The organism is Singulisphaera chitinilytica (assembly GCF_049331405.1).
GTDB lineage: Bacteria > Planctomycetota > Planctomycetia > Isosphaerales > Isosphaeraceae > PoT.
This window is the reverse complement of the sequence record NZ_CP186274.1, coordinates 4,960,582-4,980,671: the sequence shown is the minus strand read 5'-3', so window position 1 is coordinate 4,980,671 and position 20,090 is coordinate 4,960,582. Positions and strand designations below refer to the sequence as shown.

14 protein-coding genes are annotated in these 20,090 nt (G+C 65.7%); 6 read left to right on the top strand and 8 right to left on the bottom strand.

The genetic code is table 11. The features are described from left to right. Window positions 1-106 precede the first annotated feature (106 nt). The 4 genes from ACOYYX_RS19700 to ACOYYX_RS19685 all read left to right on the top strand — a co-directional run bounded on the left by ACOYYX_RS19700 (window position 107) and on the right by ACOYYX_RS19685 (window position 5,319). The gene (locus ACOYYX_RS19700; RefSeq protein ID WP_422922941.1) at window positions 107-634 is read left to right on the top strand and encodes a peroxiredoxin; all 528 of its coding nucleotides are present in this window, start codon (window positions 107-109) and stop codon (window positions 632-634) included. A gap of 197 nt (window positions 635-831) precedes the next feature. Continuing rightward, window positions 832-1,362 (top strand): carboxymuconolactone decarboxylase family protein, encoded by a 531-nt coding sequence (locus tag ACOYYX_RS19695; RefSeq protein WP_422922939.1) that lies wholly within the window; start codon window positions 832-834, stop codon window positions 1,360-1,362. Between the two features lie 495 nt (window positions 1,363-1,857). Continuing rightward, window positions 1,858-4,404 carry a PPC domain-containing protein gene (locus ACOYYX_RS19690; protein ID WP_422922937.1) on the top strand — a complete coding sequence of 849 codons (2,547 nt, stop codon included), beginning with the start codon at window positions 1,858-1,860 and terminating at the stop codon, window positions 4,402-4,404. 462 nt (window positions 4,405-4,866) lie between these two features. Next, window positions 4,867-5,319, top strand: coding sequence for a winged helix-turn-helix transcriptional regulator (locus ACOYYX_RS19685; protein WP_422922935.1), 453 nt, complete (start codon window positions 4,867-4,869; stop codon window positions 5,317-5,319). Window positions 5,320-5,360: 41 nt separating this feature from the next. On the opposite strand, the gene ACOYYX_RS19680 is transcribed toward ACOYYX_RS19685, so the two are convergent. From ACOYYX_RS19680 to ACOYYX_RS19660, 5 genes are all read right to left on the bottom strand, one after another. Further along, a complete protein-coding gene (locus ACOYYX_RS19680) occupies window positions 5,361-6,617 on the bottom strand; it encodes a tetratricopeptide repeat protein (protein WP_422922934.1) in 1,257 nt (418 codons plus the stop codon). Beyond that, the gene (locus ACOYYX_RS19675) at window positions 6,614-8,467 is read right to left on the bottom strand and encodes a CRTAC1 family protein (protein ID WP_422922933.1); all 1,854 of its coding nucleotides are present in this window, start codon (window positions 8,465-8,467) and stop codon (window positions 6,614-6,616) included. The genes ACOYYX_RS19680 and ACOYYX_RS19675 overlap by 4 nt, the downstream gene beginning before the upstream one ends. After that, a complete protein-coding gene (locus ACOYYX_RS19670) occupies window positions 8,464-9,540 on the bottom strand; it encodes a tetratricopeptide repeat protein (protein WP_422922931.1) in 1,077 nt (358 codons plus the stop codon). The genes ACOYYX_RS19675 and ACOYYX_RS19670 overlap by 4 nt, the downstream gene beginning before the upstream one ends. A 243-nt stretch (window positions 9,541-9,783) precedes the next feature. After that, complete coding sequence (locus tag ACOYYX_RS19665; protein ID WP_422931641.1) at window positions 9,784-10,920, bottom strand: DUF1559 domain-containing protein; 1,137 nt, start codon at window positions 10,918-10,920, stop codon at window positions 9,784-9,786. 148 nt (window positions 10,921-11,068) lie between these two features. After that, window positions 11,069-11,296 carry a hypothetical protein gene (locus ACOYYX_RS19660; protein ID WP_422922929.1) on the bottom strand — a complete coding sequence of 76 codons (228 nt, stop codon included), beginning with the start codon at window positions 11,294-11,296 and terminating at the stop codon, window positions 11,069-11,071. A 655-nt stretch (window positions 11,297-11,951) separates the two neighbouring features. Between ACOYYX_RS19660 and ACOYYX_RS19655 the strand changes: the two genes are divergently transcribed. Further along, on the top strand, window positions 11,952-12,788 hold the full coding sequence (locus tag ACOYYX_RS19655; protein ID WP_422922927.1) for a hypothetical protein: 837 nt from the start codon (window positions 11,952-11,954) through the stop codon (window positions 12,786-12,788). Between the two features lie 23 nt (window positions 12,789-12,811). On the opposite strand, the gene fdhD is transcribed toward ACOYYX_RS19655, so the two are convergent. Both fdhD and ACOYYX_RS19645 read right to left on the bottom strand, forming a co-directional pair. Then, window positions 12,812-13,618, bottom strand: a complete 807-nt coding sequence (gene fdhD / locus ACOYYX_RS19650; RefSeq protein ID WP_422922925.1) for a formate dehydrogenase accessory sulfurtransferase FdhD — start codon at window positions 13,616-13,618, stop codon at window positions 12,812-12,814. A gap of 71 nt (window positions 13,619-13,689) precedes the next feature. Further along, window positions 13,690-14,118, bottom strand: coding sequence for a DUF7009 family protein (locus ACOYYX_RS19645; RefSeq protein WP_422922923.1), 429 nt, complete (start codon window positions 14,116-14,118; stop codon window positions 13,690-13,692). 1,386 nt (window positions 14,119-15,504) lie between these two features. Between ACOYYX_RS19645 and ACOYYX_RS19640 the strand changes: the two genes are divergently transcribed. Further along, complete coding sequence (locus tag ACOYYX_RS19640; RefSeq protein WP_422922921.1) at window positions 15,505-18,939, top strand: response regulator; 3,435 nt, start codon at window positions 15,505-15,507, stop codon at window positions 18,937-18,939. 34 nt (window positions 18,940-18,973) lie between these two features. Here the strand turns inward: ACOYYX_RS19640 and ACOYYX_RS19635 are convergent, their stop codons facing one another. Continuing rightward, on the bottom strand, window positions 18,974-20,023 hold the full coding sequence (locus ACOYYX_RS19635) for a redoxin domain-containing protein (RefSeq protein WP_422922919.1): 1,050 nt from the start codon (window positions 20,021-20,023) through the stop codon (window positions 18,974-18,976). Window positions 20,024-20,090: the final 67 nt, after the last annotated feature.

The following is a 20,090-nucleotide window of genomic DNA, read 5'->3' as shown; positions in this document are numbered from 1 at the left end:
TCGAAACTCTTAACATGACCAATGTCACGAGCACGCCGGCCCCGCATTCCACGGTGGTCCCAGCCTGCGGGATCGAAGACCGGCGTGAATCCAGGAGACCTTGATCATGTTGACGGTTGGAGACAAGTTCCCCCGGTTCACGGCAAAGGCCAGCATCGGCTCGGGTGAGAATGCCCTCACCACGGTCGCCAGCGAGCAGTACGCGGGCCGTTGGGTCGTCTATTTCTTCTATCCCAAAGACTTTACGTTCGTCTGCCCGACCGAGCTGGTTGAGTTCAACCGCAAGCTCCACGACTTCAAGGATCGGGACGCCGAGGTCGTCGGCGGCAGCACTGACAACGAGTTCTCGCACCTCGCCTGGTGCAAGTCGCACGACGACCTGCACTCGCTCAAATATCCGCTGATCGCCGCGCAGAAGCTCGCGGCCGAGTTGGGCATCCTCGACCCGACCGAGGGCGTCTGCCAGCGCACGACTTTCCTCGTCGACCCGCATGGCGTCATCCAGTGGGTCTCCGTGTACAACCTCAACGTCGGCCGCAACGTCGACGAGGTTCTGCGCGTCCTCGACGCCGTCCAGTCGGACGAGCTCTGCCCCTGCAACTGGAAGAAGGGCGAAGAGACGATCAAGGTCTGAGCCGAGGGTCACGGTTCCCTCCTTGCAGATCCCGAGACGCGGCGGGCCGGAGTTCTCCCCGGCCCGCCGCTTCGACTCCACCTCGTTACCCAAGCCGAACTCGTGAGCGATCAGGAACTTCCGCCTGCCCCGAGCGGGTCGGCCCGGTCGCGCGTGGATTCTTCCCGGTCGCCTCCTTCCGCGGAGTCATCGATCCGATGCCCTCACTCGACGAACTCAAGGCCTTGCTGGGCGAAGAGACCAAGGATCTCCGCCTGAATCTCGCCAACGTCCTCGATAATGGGGATCTTGAGCTCCAGGAACGATACGCGATCGCGTTCGCCAGCGCCCTGTTCATCAAGGACACGGAGCTGGCCGAGGCCATCAAGGCTCAAGGGGCGGGCCAACTCACGGATGACGCCGCTGCCGACGCCAAGGCCTCGGCGGCGATCATGGGGATGAACACGGTCTATTACCGGTTCCGACACATGATCGGCAAGGAAAGCTACTCCCAGCGTCAGGCCGGGTTGCGGATGTCCCGGATGGTCCGCCCGGCGACGAGCAAGAAACTCTTCGAGCTCTGCTCGATGGCCTGCGCGGCCCTCGCCGGCTGCGAGACCTGCATCAAGGCCCACGAGCAGAGCCTGCTCGCCGAGACGGTCACCGAGGATCGGATCCATCAGGTGATCCGGATCGCCGCCGTCGTCCAGGGGTTCTCCATCGCGGTGGCCACTTCTCGCGTCGGCTGAGCTCACGCCTCGCCCGACTCGATCACAGAAGCGATTCAAGTATCTGATTTGCGGACGGGACCCTCACTTTCGGCAAGGACGCCGGGGTCGGGTGTCCGTCCGTTTTCATACGCCCAACCTCATCGGGCGCAAGGGATTCGCTCGAGACCTAGTCCCAGTTCACGCCCCATCTCCCGCCGACCCGCCCGAGCCTTTTCGGTTTTCGACCCGATGCGGGGGGACGGCCGGTCCCGGTCTCCCCATTTTGACGCTTCTATACAAATGCGTGGCCGATATGCCTGATTGCGCCGCGTGTCTTTTCCTGTTCAAATGTCTCAACGAGGACTGTGTCGGTCGGCCTCCCGCCTTCCGAAACCTGCCGGCCTCTCGCCGCCTTGATGATTTGCCTCGTCCCGATCTTCCAGAAAGCCTCGACCCGGCAAGATCGCCCCGATCCTCGCGAGATTAGACGGAACGACCAAACCCAGACCAACGGCCCTCGATCGTACGCCAACCATGAAATCGATCACGTTCGCCTTGCTCGCCTTCGCGATCGTCACGCCCTCCGCGATGGCGGTCAGCCCTGCCATCAGGGGGATCAGCCCGGTCGGGGGCCAGCGCGGCTCCGAGGTCGAGGTGACCCTGACCGGCCAGCGGCTGACCGACGCCAGGGAGATCCTCTTCTATCAGCCGGGGATCCAGGTCACGAAGCTCGCGGCCGACAAGGACGGTCGGGTCAAGGCGACTCTGAAGATCGACGCCAACGCGACGGTCGGCCTTCACGACTTCCGGCTCCGCACGGCGACCGGCGTGAGTCCCCTCAAGACGTTCAGCGTGGGCGTGCTCAAGGACGTGGGAGAGGCCGAGCCGAACAACGACTTCGCCAGGCCGCAGCCGATCGACATGAACGTCACGGTCAACGGCATCGCCGACAATGAGGACGTCGACTACTACGTCGTCGAGGCCAAGGAAGGTGAGAGGATCACGGCCGAGGTCGAGGGGATCCGCCTCGGCTTGACCCTGTTCGACCCCTACGTGGCGATCCTGAACGCGAAGCGGTTCGAGATGGGATCGAGCGACGACTCGGCCCTCGTCTGGCAGGACGGGCTCGTCTCCATCGTTGCGCCCGAGGCCGGAAAGTACGTCATCCTCGTCCGCGAGAGCGCCTACGCCGGCAACGCCAACTGCCTCTACCGGCTCCACGTCGGAAACTTCCCCAGGCCGACGGCCACCGTGCCGGCGGGCGGTAAGGTCGGCGAGGCCGTCACCGTGCGATGGATCGGCGACGTCCTCGGCGAGAAGACGACGAGCCTCACCCTGCCGAACTCGGCCGAGCGCGACTTCGGCCTGGTTGCGCAGGACGATCGCGGGACCGCACCTTATCCCAACGTCTTCCGCCTGAGCCCGTTCGGCAACACGATCGAGGCCGAGCCCAACGACACCCACGCCCGGGCCACGGCGTTTGCCCCTCCCATGGCCCTCAACGGTGTGATCGGGGCTGAGGGGGACGTGGACCTCTACGCCTTCAAGGCGACGAAGGGGCAGACTTATGACGTCCGCGTCTTCGCCCGACAAGTGCGCTCGCCGCTCGACTCCATCCTCTCGATCTCCTCGCGAGACGGCGGGGCCATCGCCAGCAACGACGACAACGGCGGGCCCGACAGCTACATCCGATTCACCGCTCCGAAGGATGGCGAATTTGTGCTCTCGGTGACCGACCACCTCAAGAAGGGCGGCCCCGACTACGCCTATCGCGTCGAGATCAACCCCGTCGAGCCGAAGCTCGTCCTCAGCACCCCGAACGAGTCTCTCCGTCGAGGCACCGGGACGATGGCCATCGCCGTCCCCCGGGGGAATCGCCAGGCGATCCTCGTGAACGCCAGCCGTGCCGACTTCGGCGGGGCCCTGACCCTGAACGCCTCGTCGCTCCCCGCGGGCGTCTCGTTCGAGACCGACACGATGAGCTCGAGCTCCTCGCTCCAGCCGGTGCTCTTCACGGCCGATGCCAATGCTCCTGTCGGGGCGACCCTCGCGACGATCTCGGGCAAGCCGGTCGACTCCAAGCTCCAGATCCCCAGCGAGTTCGTCTCCACGGCCGAGCTGGTCCTCGGGCAGAACAACGTCCCCTTCTGGACTCGCACGGTCGAATCCCTGGCGGTGGCCGTCACCGACGAGGCCCCGTTCACCATCGAGATCGTCGAGCCCAAGGTTCCCCTGGTCCGGGGCGGGACGATGGATTTGAAGGTGGTCGCCAAGCGCAAGCCCGGCTTCACCGCGCCGATCGCCGTTTCGCTCCCATGGAATCCGCCCGGAACCGCCTCGAAGGGGGGCATCCTGATCCCGGAGAACCAGAACGAGGCCCTGATCCCGATCAACGCGAATGGCGGGGCCGAGCTCGCCACCTGGCGGATTGTGGTCAACGGCACCTACTTCGAGCCGCCGACCGGCCCTCAACCGCCTCGCCCGGCCGGTGGCAATAATCGCCAGGGCCGAGGGGCCGGGCGACTCACGGTCTCGTCGCAGCTCGCGAAGCTGACCATCGCCCCACCGTACCTTGCCCTGAACTTCAGCGCGGCCAGCGTGGAGAAGGGGAACGAGGTCGACATCGCGGTGAAGGTGAACAAGGCCAAGGACTTCCACGGCGAGGCCAAGGTGACGTTGATCGGCTTGCCGAACAAGGTGACGACCGACGTGGCCACCATCACCAAGGACACCACCGACATCGTCTTCCACCTCAAGACCGACCCGGCCACGCCCCCCGGCGAGACGAAAAGCCTTTTCTGCCAGGTCGTCATCACCCAGGACGGTGAGCCGATCCTGCACAACATCGGCTCCGGCCGACTCCGCGTCGATGCCCCCTTGCCGCAGCGCAAGAACGGCACTGGCGGCTCGGCCCCCAAGCCCACCCTCGCCGCTGCGACCCCCAAGCCGGGCGACTCTCCCGACAAGCCCCTGAGCCGCCTCGAGAAACTCCGCCTTGAGAGTCAGGAGCGTGCCAAGGCTGCCGCGCAGGGCTCCAGGCTGCCCGCCGACGACACGAATAACTCCGCCCTGAATCCCTGATCATCTCGGCCGATCCTCGGATCGGGCTCGGACTTCAAAGCGGCGTGGCCTCAACCGAAAGGAGAGGGGCCACGCCGCTTTGCGTTGGGTGGGGTCTCTGCCCGGTGATTCATCCTGGCAGCTCGATTCGTTTCTATCTCTCGATGCGAAGGTCCGGTCGGGCGGCCTGGAACTCGTCCACGGCGGCGCTGGTCACCGCCGTATCACTCACGTCCAGTTCGGGGCGTTCAGGGAGGGCGTCGGGTTTAGGTCCAGCAATTTCATCGTCGCCTTATGGAACCGGATCGTCATGGAGTCTGCCGTTTCCAGGTCCAAACGTGCGACCGTCAGGTTCGTCGGGCAACGTTTCGCCAAAAGCCGTTCTCGATTCCCCAGTTGTGGACCTCGAGTTGCTGATGGTCAGGAATGGTCCTAAGATGCAACCTGGGGTGTCGCGACGATTCTTGATGAGGTCGAATCCCGATGGTGAAGCGGACGAGCCTGGAGGGTGCCGAGTGCCCGGTCGCCCGGTCGCTGGACGTGATCGGCGACTGGTGGTCGCTCCTCATCGTGCGCGATGCTTTCGATGGGTTGCGGCGATTCGGCGAGTTCCAGAAGAGCCTGGGCGTGGCGAAGAACATCCTGACGACGCGGCTGCGCTCGCTCGTCGCCCACGGCATCCTCGAACTCGTCCCCGCGTCGGACGGGAGCGCCTATCATGACTATGTCTTGACCCCAAAGGGGCGGGAACTCTTCCCCGTCCTCGTCGCCTTGCGGCAGTGGGGTGAAGCGTTCTGCTACGAGCCGGATGAGCCCCATTCCCGGCTCGTAGATCGCAAGGAGTCTCAGCCACTTCGCAGGCTCGAGGTCCAATCCGAGGATGGGCGGGTCGTCGGTGCTGCGGATACCGTGGTGGAGAAGGTCGGCGAGCCATGAGCCCGACGCCGATCGTCATCCTCGGGTTCGATCCACGCGGCTTAAGGCCTTGAGGCCAACTCCTTCGCTCGATCCCGGTCGGCGAGGGCCTGCCAGGCTCGTGACTCGTCGAGATGTTCGAGTTGCTGGCGGTTGCGGGCGACCCGCTCGCAGAGTTCAGGATAGGGCGTGATCCCGAGGTCGGGCAGGGCGTTCAACTCCTCGTGGAGGCTCGGGACCTCGGCGACGGCCTCGTTGATGCCCCGAAGTTCGCGATCGACCTCCGCGGCTTCGGCCGTCTTGCCCGCGTTCGACAGCGCCCGCCCGAGGCGGAAGAGGGCGGTGCGATCCCAGGGGGACGCGTGGCGGGCACGCCGGTATTGCTCGATAGCCTTGGCGAAGTCGCCGCGTTCCTGCTCAATCCGGGCGGCGAAGGTGGAGAACCGATCCGAGTCGGCGAACGACAACGGGAGCCGATCCCAGGCCCGGATCAGGTTGTCGATCTGGCCGGCTTCCTCCATGCCGGTGAGCCAGGCTTGCCAGGGCTCGGGCCTCTCCGGCTGGAGCCGCACGGCCTGCCGCAGTTCGTCGATCCCCGCGTCGATCCGACCGGAACGCACCCGGGCGAGTCCTAATGCGATGCGGGCGCGGTAATCCTGGGGATGGTCGCGGACGATCGGCTCGAAGATCGGGAGCAGGGATTCGGGGGCCGGAGTGCGGGCCTCCTGCCGGAGGATTTCGACGAGGTACTGGACACGGTCGTGCGGGTCGAGCTCGATCCCGTGCATCTTCAACGCGAACTGGCGGGAGTCCTCGACGCGCCCCTGGAGATACTGCATCTCCAGCAGATGCCATCCCGCTTCGGGGATTTGCGGATCGAGCCGGAGAGCTTCTTCCCAGGAGGCCTCGGCCTCTACGAGACTGCCGAGCCGGTTCCGGGCTTTGCCTCGATAGAGGGCGACGAGGGGCGGGAGCTTGGGATCGAGGTTGGTGGCGTCGGTCCGGATCTGGTCGAGGTGCTCGAGGGCCCGCCGGGCGTTGCGCTTGCCCGCCTCGGGATCGGCCTCGTTGGGCGAGGGACTTTCGGGCCGGTTGAGAGCGAACTGCGCCAGGAGCATGTGGGCGCGGGCGCTCTTCGGGTCGCGGGCCAGGTACTTTTGAGCGAGAGCCTCGGCCTCGTCGAAACGGTTCGACTTGGCCAGGGCGATCGCCTCGCGGAGGTCGGGCCCCGGGGCCATCCAGGACCAGGCGGCCCAGGTCGTCCCGACCGGGAGGAGGGCGGCCACGAGCCAGAGCAGTCGGGTCGAGCGTCGAGTCATCGCTTGGCTTCCCCCGTGGTGGCCTCGGCCGTCGTCGGCTCGTCGACGCGGTGGGTCTGCCTCAAGGCCGGCTCTTTGAGGGTCGTCACGCGGCCGCCTGGCCAGCGGATCTCGACGCGGTCGACCTTCTCGGAGGAGCCGAGGCCGACGAGGAGCCGTGGGTCGTTCGAGGAGAGGTAGCTGCCCCCTCCCTTGAGATGCCGGCGCAGGACTTTTCCTCCCGCATTCACGTCGATCGAGGCCCCGACGGCCGGGCGATGCGACGGGCCGGTGCGGAGGTCGAGCCTGATCCAGGGACGCGCCTCCGAATCATTGAGGAGGATGGCCGGGCGGGCGTCCAGGCGCGAGACGACGACGTCCACGTCGCCGTCGTCGTCGAGGTCTCCGAACGCCGCGCCACGGGCCACCTGGGGGGTGTCGAAATAGGCACCCGCCCCCTTCGCGATGCGGAAACGGCCGTCGCCGAGGTTCCGCCAGACCTTGGGGGGCTCCGCCTGGGGGACGTCGAGCCCCGTGATGGCCGAGAGGTTGTCGTCGACGTGCCCGTTGACGACGAAGAGGTCGGGATGGCCGTCGTTGTCGAAGTCGGCCAGGGCGCAACCCCAGCCGACGTTGGGCATGCTGTCCTTGATGACGCCCGCGCTCGCGCTCACGTCCCGGAAGAGGCCCTTGCCGAGGTTGCGGTAGAGCGTGTCGTAATCCTCGCGGAAGTGGGTGACGATGATCTCGGGGAGGCCGTCGCCGTTCAGGTCCTCGGCGTCGACCCCCATCCCCGCCTGGGCGTATCCCGCCTCGCTGAGGGCGGCCCCGGAGGATTCGCTGGCGTCCTCGAACGTGCCGCCACCCCGGTTCAGGAAGAGGAAGTTGGGGCACATATCATTGGCGACGAAGAGGTCGACGCGGCCGTCCTGGTTCAGGTCGCAGGCCAGCACGCCGAGGCCCCGGCCGTCTTTCCGGAGGATCCCGGCCGCCTCGGTGACATCCTCGAACGTCGCGTCCCCCCGGTTCCTCAGCAGGTAGTGCCGAGAGGGTGTAATCTGCTTCGGCGAGGCGTAGGTGCGGATCCCCTTGTTCTGGATCTCGGCGAAGATCGTGGAGGATCCCTCGGGCCAGGTGCCGTAGCAAGTGACGTAGAGGTCGAGGTCGCCGTCGTCGTCGTAATCGAGCACGGCCGAGCCCGATGACCAGGGGCCGACGTTCGCGCCCGAGCCCGCGCTGGCGTCGCGGAAGGTGCCGTCCCCCTGATTGAGGTAGAGGACGTTGTTGCCGATCGTCGTCAGGTAGAGGTCGGGCCAGCCGTTGCCGTCGAGGTCCCCCACGCAGACCCCGTGGTTGAAACCGTTGAAGCCGACCCTGGCCTTCGCGGTCACGTCTTCGAACATGCCGTCGCCCTTGTTGCGGAAGAGCTTGTTCCCCTTCGACTGATTCGGGGCATCGAGCGGGAGGTTGCGGGTCGAGGCGAAATAGAGGTCGAGCTTGCCGTCGTTGTCGTAGTCGATCATCGCCAGGCCGCTGCCGTTGGCCGTGGGGTAGATCTTCTCGGGGCTCGCGCCGCTGCAATGGACGAAGTCGATCCCGGAGGCCTCCGTCGCGTCGCGGAACCGGATCGTGCCCGAGGCCCTGTCTTCGGCCTGGTCGGTCGACGGCCCGAGGTCCGTGGGGTCGGGCGTCGCGCGCGGGGCCTCGGCGGAGCCGGCGGCCGTCGAGGCCGGAGCGGGCGGCTTCAGAGCCGACTCCCTGGCGAATGTCGGCGGGTCGGGACGACAGCCGGCCCCGAACCAGCACGGCAGTAGGATCGCGGCCAGTCGGACCAAAGCGCCTTGCGGTCGCGAGATATTGATTCGGGTCATGGCGTTGGGCTCGCTTTGGTTCCGGTTCGCGAGAAGAGCTCGCGTTGGCGTTTTCGTAATTCCTCGGCGCGGGCCGCGAGCCGGTTGGCGGCCTCCGCCTGCCCGAGCCGGCGGTAGGCGAGGCTCAGGCTGTAGGCGGGCTCGGGCGAGGCCGGGGTGAGCGCGGCGGCCCTCTCGAGCAGCGCCACCGCCTCCTGTACCTGGTCTCGGTCCAGGGCCAGTCGCCCCAGTTCGAGCCAGGGGCCGCCGAGCTGCGGGTTCCACTGCGTCGCGAGCCGCCAGGCCTTCTCCGCCTCGTCCATGTCCCCCTCGTTCCGGTGTACCCGGCCCAGTAGGCCGGCGAGCCTTGCTTCGGGGCTCGTCTTTAGGGCCTCGACGAGATACCCCCTCGCCTCGGCGGAGCGGCCGAGCGATAGCAATCCTTCGGCCAGGAACGCCCAGAATTGCCAGGCGGGTTCGAGGGGCATCTGGCGCAGCTCGGGGTCGAGCTTCAGGACGTGCTCGAACTTGCCGACCGACTGGTCGGTGTAGCCGGTCCGGTGATAGATGAGGCCGGCGAGGGTGTAGCCGATGATCTGGCCGTCGGGGAGCTTGGTCAGGCGTTCGGCGAGGTCCATCGCCTCGATGTACTGGGTCTGCGAGATCCGGACCCCCGCCAGCCGTCTCAGGGCGAGGATGTCGTCGGGATGCTCCGTGAGCAGATCCGTATAGGCCCGGATCGCCTTGTCTCGCTGGTTGGCCCGGACGATGGCGAGGGCGCGGAGGTGCTGATCGTCCAGCCCCAACCGGCCCGCGCATTGATAGTAAGGCTCGGCGCGATCGGGCTGGTCGAGCCGGCTCAGGCTGACCGCGGCGATCCGGTTCGCCGAGCGGCTGTTCGGCCGCGACTCGAGGTATTTGAGGGCACGATGCAGGGCGGTCGTCGCATCCCCCTTGCGGAAGGATTCATCCGCGCGCCGGAGGGCCTCCGGGTCGAGCTCCCTCCGGACGAACGGGATCGCCGCAGCCACCCCGACGACCGCGAGGAGGGCGAGGATCAGGCGGATTGGCCTCTTCTTGCGGGACGTCATCATCCCTTGCCGAGCATCCGGCATGACTCGGGACCTTGGACCTGTTGCGGTCGACGGGGCTCGCATCGACGTTGATGACGATGACTCGTGCGACATGGCGACGTCTCGGAACGGACCCCGACCGGGCCGGATACGACAGGTTGGGCTGCGGGCGGCCGCTGGGCGACGCGTCGGGCCGTCGGCGGCCGACCGCCCGCGAGAACCCCTACAGTTCGGCACGGTCGGGATCGCGAGGTCTACCTTGGGTTAATAAGAGTCGGCGCTGATGACCTCGCCCCCGTTGGGGGTGGCGAGGCCCATCCACGTCAACGCATTCACCGACGACTTGACGAACCTCACGGAGCCGTCGGCGAACGCCGTGTTGACCCCGCCAGGGTGGTTCGACGAGGCCGCGACGACGTTGACCGCCGACGAGCCCGGCTGCCCGATGTCGGAGTAGTAGCACGACTTCTTATTCGGGGTCTGGGTGTGGGTGTAAGTGGCCGACTGGCCCGAGATCCACCAGTCGCCCTTCCAGGTCCAGTTGCGGGTGGTCGCCTGCTGGCAGGCCTGGGCTTGCTGGATGTCGTTGTTCAACTGGCCGGCGAAGGCCGTCGAGCCGGCGGTCGAGGTGTAGACCTGGCCGAGGCCATCCTTGGAGACGCTGGGGTCCAGGCCGTCTCCCTTCATCCACTCGCTGAAGACGACCGTATTGCTCGTGCCGTCGACGAACGAGGCCACGGTCACGGTCGACTCGGCCTGGATCCCGTTGAAGGGGGCCGCGGTCTGCAACTGCTTCCAGGCCGGCCAGTAGCCGGGGCCCCGGACGTTGCCGCCGCCGGAGGACGTGAACGGGTTCAGCCCCGCGTTATACGGGTAATTGAGCTGGCCGACGAGCTGGATCGGGCCGCCCTGGTAGAACCGCATGCCGGTCAGGTTCGCCGCGCCGGTGTCGGACGGGCAGAGGAACGAATTGATCTGATTGCAGGTCACCGTGGCGTTCTGGAGGCCCCAGAGGTCGCCGTCGGCCGTGGATCCGAGATACCCGTTCATGATGTCGCCGCCGGGGCCGCCCCAGCGTTCGCTGTGCATGAAGTTGATGGCGTTGAACATCTGCTGCTGCTCGAGGAAGGGCAGGAGCCGGGCATGGATCGAATGCTGCTGGCCGTTGTTCGTCGCGCCGGCCGACGGCGTACCGTACATGATCATGACCGGGGGGACGGAATTGTTCTGGCTGATGTAATTATGGATCGCGAGGCCGAGCTGCTTGAGGTTATTGGTGCACTGGGCACGACGCGCGGCTTCGCGCGCCGACTGGACGGCGGGGAGCAACAATGCAATAAGCACCGCGATGATCGCAATGACTACCAACAACTCGATGAGCGTGAAACCACGTCGCTTGATCGACATATCCTCGATCTCCTGGGGCTAGTGAAACGCGCGAGCCGCTCGCGTGACTCGCTTCGAGCTGGCCGACTCGACACCCGACACGACGTAACTCGACTCTCGATCGTCCCGGCGCGGACGATTCCTCCTCCCGGGAAGGCCGGATTCACCTCGTGCGGCTCCTCGACCCCTTCGTCTTGGACGCACTCTTGGGCAATAGCTGTTTCTGCTGCTTATAGAAGTCGGCCTGGCTCTTGGGGGCGTCGGCCGCCGCCACCCCCCGGGTGCTGGCCGAGACCTCGTCATTCACCCCGGCGCCGCAGCCGCCGCCCATGATCGTCGTCGAATAGGCCAGCAAGAGCGCCACGGCCCCCCGTCGATGCATCGATGACACGGTGTATCCCCCAGAACCAGAAGTGTTGAGGATGCCGATGTGAAATGATGCGGCAACCCCGCGACGAATCTCAATCAGTCCTCATGCGATGTGAGAGGCTGATCCTCGCCAAATCGAAGGCATACGGAGGACCCTGGCGACTCCGCGTTCGGGACGCCCCGGGTCGGTTGAAACCCCGAACCTCTCAGCTCGGCTCGTCGGAAATGAAACGTGTATCAGCCCCTGGCATATGCCCGGGCATGATGCACCGGTCCGAGCCGTGCCGCCTGGTTTCTCGAGTTGAATTCGAAGTTAAGATATTTGAATCGACTGATTTTTCCCAGACTCGACCCGCGAAGTCAAGCGATTTCTCCCGATCACGCTAAAATAATCCACTTACTATTAAGGGATTCGGCTGCATACCTTGATGGTTTTAGTACGAAAAAACTAGGCAAAACATGAGTTTCACGCCCGTGGAACGTTTGTTGGAAGCAAGAATCGGAGTGACGGGATCGACGTCTCTGTCTATGATAAAAATGCCTCGGTTTTCGAGGTCTTCATCTCCAGTTGTTTCGTGCATCGAGCCGGGCGAATTCAAGTTGGCCCCCGACCCGGCCCGATCCGAATTGGGGGAGTCGCCGCGGTCGAGTCCTCGCCGATGTCCTAGGAGGTCTTCATGTCTGGGAATGAACTGAACTCCCCCGTGGAGTCCCTCGACTCGCCTCCCCGCACGACCTGGCCGCAGGCGGAGGTCTCGTCGAGCCTTGACCCTCGCCCGCGGAGCCTCGCCTTGATGGGGTTGGTGATGATCGTCGCGGGGGCCGCGGCGGGCCTGGCGTCGTGGCGGGTCGGCGAGTGGGCTCAGGCCTACTTCGCACCGACCTTCGAGATGTCGAAGGAGCTTTCGTCGAACGCGGTCTCGTCGGCCCAGGAGATCGGGAGGCAGAAGCGGTTGGCGGTCCAGCAGGTCGCTTCGGCCGCGTACGGCTCGATGGGGGCCGTGCTCGGCTTGCTTCTGGGGGCCTGCGGCAGCCCGTGGCGGGGCGGTCTGCGGCGAGTAATCGCCGCCATGGCGGGCGCCGTGCTCGGCGGGACCCTCTGCTGGCTTTGCACGAGGCTCATGCTGGGGATTTACTGGCGAGCGTTCATGGAGTCGGCGACCCACCTCTCGCACGACGTCCTGTTCCCCATTCTCATCCACGGCGGGATGTGGGCCGGGGCGGGCCTCGGGGCGGGCCTGGCCTTCGGCCTCGGGGGGGAAGGCTGGAAGAGTCCGGCGATCGCGGCCCTGGGGGGGATTGTGGGGGCGATCCTGGGGACGCTCGTCTTCGACGTGCTCGGCGGCATCGCGTTCCCGCTGGCCTCGACGACGAACCCGATCCCGGCGACCGCCAACGCCCGACTCCTCGTCCACATGAGCGTCTGCCTCATGAGTGCGGTCGGGATCCTCTGGGCCACTCGTCCCTCGCCGGCGAAGAGTCCCGGCGGCGTCGCGACGAGTGCCGCGGTTTGATCGATGGTGAGGAGCCTATCGCTTCAGGGTTTGGCCTCGGAAACGCTCGCGAATTCGATCCGGTGCGGGTGGGCGTAGACGTTCATTCGCCGTTCCCTGAGGAAACCGATCAGCGTCTGGCCGCTCTCCCTTGCGAATTCGACGGCGAGGCTGGAAGGGGCGGAGACGGCCGCGACGATCGGGATCCTCGCGGCGAGGGCCTTCTGCATGATCTCGAAGGAACTGCGGCCCGAGACCACCAGGATGGCCTGATCGGGGGGGAAGGCCCCTTTCAGGAAGCGCTGGCCGATCACCTTGTCTACGGCGTTGTGCCGGCCGACGTCCTCCCGGAGCGTGATCAAATCGCCCGAGAGGTCGAAGAGGGCCGCCGCGTGCAGGCCCCCCGTGCGGTTGAAGGTCGTTTGCGCAAGCCGCATCTTGTCCGGCAGGGTGGCGAGCAACTCGGCCGAGACCACGATGTCGGACTGCACCGGGGCGAACTGGCAGTGGACCGAGTCGATCGTCGCCTTGCCGCAGAGCCCGCAACTCGAACTGGCGAAGACGTGACGCGTGAGGCGCTGGAAGTCGACGGCGACGTCGGGATCGATCAGCACGTCGAGGATGTTGCCATCCTGATTGTCGTCGCAGTGCCGGACCAGGAGCACGTCCTGCCGGCGCCGGATGATCCCCTCGGTGAGGAGGAAGCCGACGGCAAGGTCGGGGTCGTGGCCCGGCGTGCGCATGGTGACGCTGATCGGCCGCCCCTGGACCCGGATCTCGAGCGGCTCTTCCTCGACGACCTCATCGGGTAATTCGCGGGCGACTTCCCCGTCCCAGCGTAAAATCAGCATCGCAGGCTCCCCGGGCAAGGGCCCTCAACGACATGAGCGCCGATCGACCGTCGGCCGGTCGTCGCGCGGCGTCAATCTGTCGACGTGTCGTCGGGATAGTCCCCACTCGCGGTCGAACAGGCGATCCCCGTAGTTGGGCGGGGGAAGGCGTCAGCCTGCGACTCATGCACGGGGGCGTCGATACACTCGAAGTCCTTCTCGACGAGAATCCTGAGCGTCTCGTCCTCGGAGACCTTCTGAAACGCCTCGATCCCCACCTGATCCGTCGAGGCCCAGGCTCGGATCTGCTCGGCCGGGATCCTGACCACGAGGCGACCCTCGTCGAACGTGGCGGCGACTTCCTTGGCGTCGTCCGAGGATCGCAGGACGTACTCCAGGCGCTGGCGACGCGCGATGTCGAACGTGGTGAATTCCTCGACGAAACCCTGCTCGACCATCCGCTCGACCTCGGACTGGCCGAGTCGGAGGCGGATCGAATTACCTCGGATTCTCAACTTCATCTCGGAGACCTCTTCGATGCCCTGGATTGCGGCTACGGCGTCGGCATTTGTCGCGTCGGTCGGGTCGACCCCTCGGATTCACCTCTTCGTCCCCTCGCCCGGCCTCTTCGGAATGTCGTGGCCCGCGCGGCCCGTCGCCCTCTCTTGTATTATCGATCGAGCTCGAATTTTTAAAGAAATATTCATTTTCACGTGTCGGTCTCCACTTCGCGAGCACTAACTCCGGTTCGATACAGAGGGTGAGGGTGGTTTTGCCCGCTCCCGCCGTCACGAAGCCGGGAGGGGCGGTTCCCGACAGAGTCCGAATGCCACCGGTGTACAGTGTAGTATAGCAAGTCCAGGCCACTCGGCTATTCAGCCGTCCCGCCAGTCGTGTCCGAAGGCAGGCTAAACGATGACCCGCCCGCGTCCACGCGCTTCGCGCCCCTTCGATCCGAAGATTCTCCCCTCCCCATGTGCCAGGCCCGTCTTGTTGGGGTTGGACCGAGGGCGGGAGTCCATCGTCACGGCGGGGTAGGGTCGAAAGTGGTCTGACGAGTTGGAAGCTTTTGAGACAAATGACCTGAATTTGGCCAGCGTTTTCCTCCTGGATCGCGATGCCTGGACGTCGACGCCGCGTATTGCGAGTAACCATGCGGTTCTCGATTGCCATGGTTTGGCAATGTTACTGCAAAAAGGCTTGGGCTGGGTTCCGGCACGAATCCACCCGGCAAGGTTGGTGGCGAGGCTTCCGTTCAAGTCATGGTGCTTCGTGATTGTGTTCATTTTTCTCCGGGATCAGCGCCCTCCGGCTTGACGCTTCCCTTGAAAGAGTCTTTACTTGAGGCGTTCGTCCGGGGGCGATTTGCGGGCGAGAGGCAGAGTCGAGGATTGTCACTGAGGGCGCCAAGTCTCGGGCTCCGACGTGGCGTCAGGGTAGGAAGCCATCAAAGCAAACTCGCCGCGGGATCGCTGTGTCGATGCTATAAGTGCGGCTTGCATCGTGCGGAAGGATGGCCTGATTGAATCCTTGCATTGGGTTGGCACTCCATTCGCTTGGTGTTGGGGTCGGTCGGGGTTTGACGAACTGATCGCGATGCACGCGTGTCTCACCGTCGGCAGATTCCTGACACTGTCTCCTCGGTGGGCGTGCGTGAAAGACCCCACGCCCAGCTCGTAGCCTCAACATCGGCTTCGATCGCCCAAGCCCCCGCGTCCGTCCACCCTAGAAGACGATCTCGCTTGGATCGCGTGTCCTGAGCTCTCATTGCCATTGATCCCGGTCCCGAGCCTCGCGGGTCGTGCCGCCGGCCGTCGAACCGGCATCGTTGCACCTTTCCTGGCGCATCCTTGGCTACTTACGCCTTCAGCGAAATCTCTGGCTTATCCTGGATCGGGCGATGGGACGTGGTCCTCGCCCTGGCGGCGCTCGCCGGCCTGGTCGCGTACGCCCGCCGCGCGAGGGCCAACGGCCGCGGCGATGCGAGGCGAAGCCAGGAGGAAACCGCATGGGAGACCGAGGAGCGGTTCCGCCAACTCGCGGAGAATATCCATGAGATCTACTGGATCGCCGACGCCACCACGGGGCGCATCCTCTATGTCAGCCCGGCGTATGAGGAAATCTGGGGGACGAAGATCGAGGCCCTCTATGACGACCCGATGGCCTGGTCCAGCAGCATCCACCCCGACGACCGTGCGTTGATCCAGGAGAACTTCATCCAGCGCGCCGGGGGCAACTTCGTGAGCATGGAGTACCGGGTCGTGCGCCCCGACGGCTCGATCCGATGGGTGCGGAGCCGGTCCTTCGCCGTGAAGCCGCAGGAGGGCGAGGCTCCCAGGATCGGCGGCCTCGTGGAGGACATCACCGAGCGCAAGCTCGCCGAGGAAGCCCTCCGCCAGGTCAGCGAGCGCCTGGAACTCGCCGTGCGAGGGTCGCACGTGGGGATCTGGGAAGTCGAGATGCCGGATGGGATCTATCCCAGCGGGCCGGTCCATTACCTCAACGTCTGGGAGCAGGCGGGCTTCGACCTGCCCAAGGCCGCGAGTGACAACATCACGAACAAGGCACTATGGCATCCCGAGGACGCGCCGCGGGTGGAAGTCGACATCCAGGACTACCTGAGCGGCAAGACGCAGGAGTTCGAGTCCGAATTCCGGGTCGCGCATCGCGACGGCACTTACCGATGGGTCTTGTCGCGAGGCATCGCCGTGCGGGATGAGACCGGCAAGCCGATCCGATTCCTCGGGAGCCGGACCGACATCACCGACCGCAAGCGGGCCGAGGAGATGCTCCTTCAAGCCAGGGAGGCGGAGGTCGAGCGGGCCCGCCTCGCCGAGCTGGGGCGCGACGTGGGAATCGCCCTGAATCGGGGGGAGACCCTGCATGAGTTCCTCCAGCCCTGCGCCGAGGCCCTGGTGCGCTACATCGACGCCGCCTTCGCGAGGATCTGGTTCCTCCCCGCCGGGAAGGACACGCTGGAGTTGCAGGCCAGCGCCGGGATGTACACGAACCTCGACGGCAGGCATTCGCGGATCCCCCTGGGCGAGCTCGGCGTCGGCAAGCTCGCGTTCGAGCGCAAGCCGTTCCTGAGCAACCAGATCGTCGACGAACCTCTCATCAGCGACCCAGAGTGGGCGAGGCGCGAGGGGATGGTCGGGTTCGCCGGCTTCCCGCTCGTCGTCGGCGACCGCCTGACGGGGGTGCTGGCCCTCTTCTCGCGACAGCCGTTTTCCGAGGCGGTGATCCAGACGCTCGACTCGCTCGCGGGGGTGATCGCCCTGGGGATCGAGCGCAACCTCCAGGCGGCCGAGTTGAGGCTCGCCAAGGAGATGGCCGAGGCCGCCAATACGGCGAAGGACGAATTCCTGGCGAACGTCAGCCACGAGATTCGAACCCCCATGAACGCGATCCTGGGGATGACGGAGATCGTCCTCGACACCGCCCTGACGACCGACCAGCGCGAGTATCTCAAGACCGTCTCGGCCTCGGCCAACGACCTGCTCGGCCTCATCAACGACCTGCTCGACTTCTCCAAGATCGAGGCCGGCAAGTTCGAACTCGACCCGGTCGACTTCTCCGTGCGAGGCGTCGTCGGAGACACCCTCCGGGCCCTCGCGCCCCGGGCCCATCGAAAGGGGCTCGAACTCGTCGGCGACGTGCAGGCGGAGGTCCCCGACGCGCTGTTCGGAGACGTCGGGCGCCTGCGCCAGGTGCTCAATAACCTCGTCGGCAACGCCGTCAAATTCACGGAGAAGGGGGAGGTCGAGGTCCGGGTCGGCGTCCTCGACGCGGGGGCGAAGGACTCGGAGGTCCACCTGCGGTTCCAGGTCTCCGACACCGGAGTCGGGATCGCCCATGAGAAGCACGCGGCGATCTTCCTCGCCTTCGAGCAGGAGGACATGTCGACGACTCGCAAGTACGGCGGGACGGGCCTGGGCCTGACGATCGCCTCGCGACTGGTGAACCTCATGGGGGGCGTCATCTCGGTGGAGAGCGAGCCCGGCAAGGGGAGCGTCTTCACATTCACGGCGAGGTTCGAGCTCGGCCATGATCCGTCGCTCCTCGGGGCCGACGCGTCTCGCCTGCTCGATGGCCGCGGTGTACTCGTCGTCGACGACAACGCGACGCATCGCCGGATCCTCGAACAATGGTGCCGGGGCTGGGGGGCCGTGCCGACCTCGGTGGTCGACGGGATCGGGGCCGTGGACGCCCTCTGGGACTCCGCGGCGTCAGGCCGGCTCTACGACATCGTCCTGATCGACGCGCAGATGCCCGACACCGACGGCTTCGCCCTGGCCGCCCGGATCCGGGCCCGGGCCGAGCTGGCCGAGACGCACCTGATCCTGATGAATGGGAGCGACCGCGCCATCGACCCGGCCCGCTCGCGCGAGCTCCGGATCGACGCCCTCCTCGTCAAGCCGATCCGGAGTGAGGAGCTCCACGAGGTTTTCCGCCGGGTGTTGAGCCGGACCTCGTACGATGGCCCCATCATGTTGCAGCACGCGGCGCCCGAGAAGTCCCCGACGTCCCCCCTGATGGTCGCCGATGCACCTCGGCTCGAGATCCTCGTGGCCGAGGACAACGAATTCAGCGCCAATCTCGCCGAGCAGCTCTTGACCCGTCGCGGTCACCATGTCACCAGGGCGAGCAACGGGCGAGAGGCCCTCGCCTTCGTCACCGAGCGGGACTTCGACCTGCTTCTCCTGGATGTGCACATGCCCGAATGCGATGGTTTTGAGGTCGTGGGATCGATCCGGGAACAGGAGCAGGCTATCGGCGGCCACCTGCCGATCATCGCGCTGACAGCCCGCTCGCGAGACCAGGATCGCCAGCACTGCCTCGACGCCGGGATGGACGACTTCCTGACCAAGCCCGTCTCGAAGGCCGCCCTCTTCGAAGCCATCGATCGATTGGTCATCGACAAGGTGGCAATCCCTCGACCGATCCCGGTCCCGGAAGCCCCTCGGTTGAGGAACTTGATCGACCCGACCGCAGTCCTGACCTCGTGCGGCGAGGACGCGGACATCCTGGTCCGGATGTGTCGCGACCTGGAGACATATGCACCACAGCGGATCGCCGAGATCGGCGAGGCACTGCGGAATCGCGACGCCACGCGATTGAGCGGCGCCGCGCATAAATCTTGTGCCCTGCTATACGCCTTCTCCAACCTCGCGGGCAAGGTGGCGTCCGACCTCGAAGACTTTGCCGCCGAAGGGCGTCTCGACGAGTGCCGAGCCCTCGTCGAACAACTCGAGGCGATGACCCTGGATCTCATCCGCCAGGCCCAGGGGATGACGATCGAGTCGCTCCAGCATCAGGCCGGGAAGAGCGGCCTCGACTAACCCGGCGATCTCGTCCCCCCTTGAATTCGAGTGCTCACGGCCTGGGTGGGCTCGATTTCGCGAGCGACGCGACCGAGGTCCTTGACGCGTCCAGCTCGCGCCCCGCGTAGGCGATCGTCCCGTCGGGCTTGATGACCACATAAAGCGGTGCCGAGTCGACGGCATAGAGAGTGAGGATCTTTGAATCCTTCGCGAGCCAGGCTTGGGGCCCGTCCAACCCCTGACGCTGCACGTGACGCCGGGCCAGGTGGGAATCCACGTCCATGTTGAGGCTGATGGCCTGGAATGCCTCGGCACGGTGTTCGTCGATCAATGACTTGAGACGCGGCGTGTCAGCCAGGCAGGGCATACACCAGGTGGCCCAGAAATCGAGCAGCACGATCTTTCCCTTCAGGTCATTGAGGCGCACCTTTCGGCCATCGAACGCCACGACTTCGAAGTCAGGGGCAGCCCGGCCAACCTTCGGGGCGGGCGTCGTCGGCTTCGGCTCGGGCGTGCACGTGACCTGCTGAAGCGATGGGCAGCGGGCCTCGAGCTTCTCGATGGCCTCGGCACTGATCGCGCCTGGGCGACAGGCGAGCGAGAGCTGAGACAGGTTCTCGAGGCCTTCCAGGTGCTTCAGGCCGGCGCTCGTGAACCGGCCGGCGAGCAGGAGGTTGCGAAGCTCTTTCATGCCTAAGAGTCGGGCCAGGCCGTCGTCCGTGATTTGGTTTCCCTTATCATCGGCCTGGAGCCATCGAAGTGATTTCAACCGGGCCAGGTGGGCCATCCCGGCGTCGGTGATCGGTGCCCCGAGTGTGAGCGACTCCAGGCGCTTCATGCCGGAGAGGTGGGATAGTTCGTTCTCGCTGGAGTCGTGTCCCTCACCGTTGAGGTCGAGCCAACTCTCGCCATCGATCCTCAGATGGACCATCCCGACCAGCGGGCTCAGGAAGCCGAGGCCGCTGCTCGGCCCCTTGATCCCGGAGAGGGAGACGGAACTGAGGGCGAGGAACCTGGCGATGTGCTCAAGACCTCGCGTGCTCACCTGATTGCCGTACAGGTGGCCACCCCCTCGCCCCAAGCCCGAGAGTGATCGAACCACATCCTTTGGGCTTTTCCTCAAGACGGGCGGCGCCAATTCGACCGAGGAGTGATCACTTGTGGTTGCA

Bases quoted from the DNA above. Each gene is read 5' to 3' on its own strand.
- ACOYYX_RS19700 (WP_422922941.1), top strand. From the start codon at position 107: ATGTTGACGGTTGGAGACAAGTTCCCCCGGTTCACGGCAAAGGCCAGC.
- ACOYYX_RS19695 (WP_422922939.1), top strand. From the start codon at position 832: ATGCCCTCACTCGACGAACTCAAGGCCTTGCTGGGCGAAGAGACCAAG.
- ACOYYX_RS19690 (WP_422922937.1), top strand. From the start codon at position 1,858: ATGAAATCGATCACGTTCGCCTTGCTCGCCTTCGCGATCGTCACGCCC.
- ACOYYX_RS19685 (WP_422922935.1), top strand. From the start codon at position 4,867: ATGGTGAAGCGGACGAGCCTGGAGGGTGCCGAGTGCCCGGTCGCCCGG.
- ACOYYX_RS19680 (WP_422922934.1), bottom strand. From the start codon at position 6,617: ATGACTCGACGCTCGACCCGACTGCTCTGGCTCGTGGCCGCCCTCCTC.
- ACOYYX_RS19675 (WP_422922933.1), bottom strand. From the start codon at position 8,467: ATGACCCGAATCAATATCTCGCGACCGCAAGGCGCTTTGGTCCGACTG.
- ACOYYX_RS19670 (WP_422922931.1), bottom strand. From the start codon at position 9,540: ATGATGACGTCCCGCAAGAAGAGGCCAATCCGCCTGATCCTCGCCCTC.
- ACOYYX_RS19655 (WP_422922927.1), top strand. From the start codon at position 11,952: ATGTCTGGGAATGAACTGAACTCCCCCGTGGAGTCCCTCGACTCGCCT.
- fdhD (WP_422922925.1), bottom strand. From the start codon at position 13,618: ATGCTGATTTTACGCTGGGACGGGGAAGTCGCCCGCGAATTACCCGAT.
- ACOYYX_RS19645 (WP_422922923.1), bottom strand. From the start codon at position 14,118: ATGAAGTTGAGAATCCGAGGTAATTCGATCCGCCTCCGACTCGGCCAG.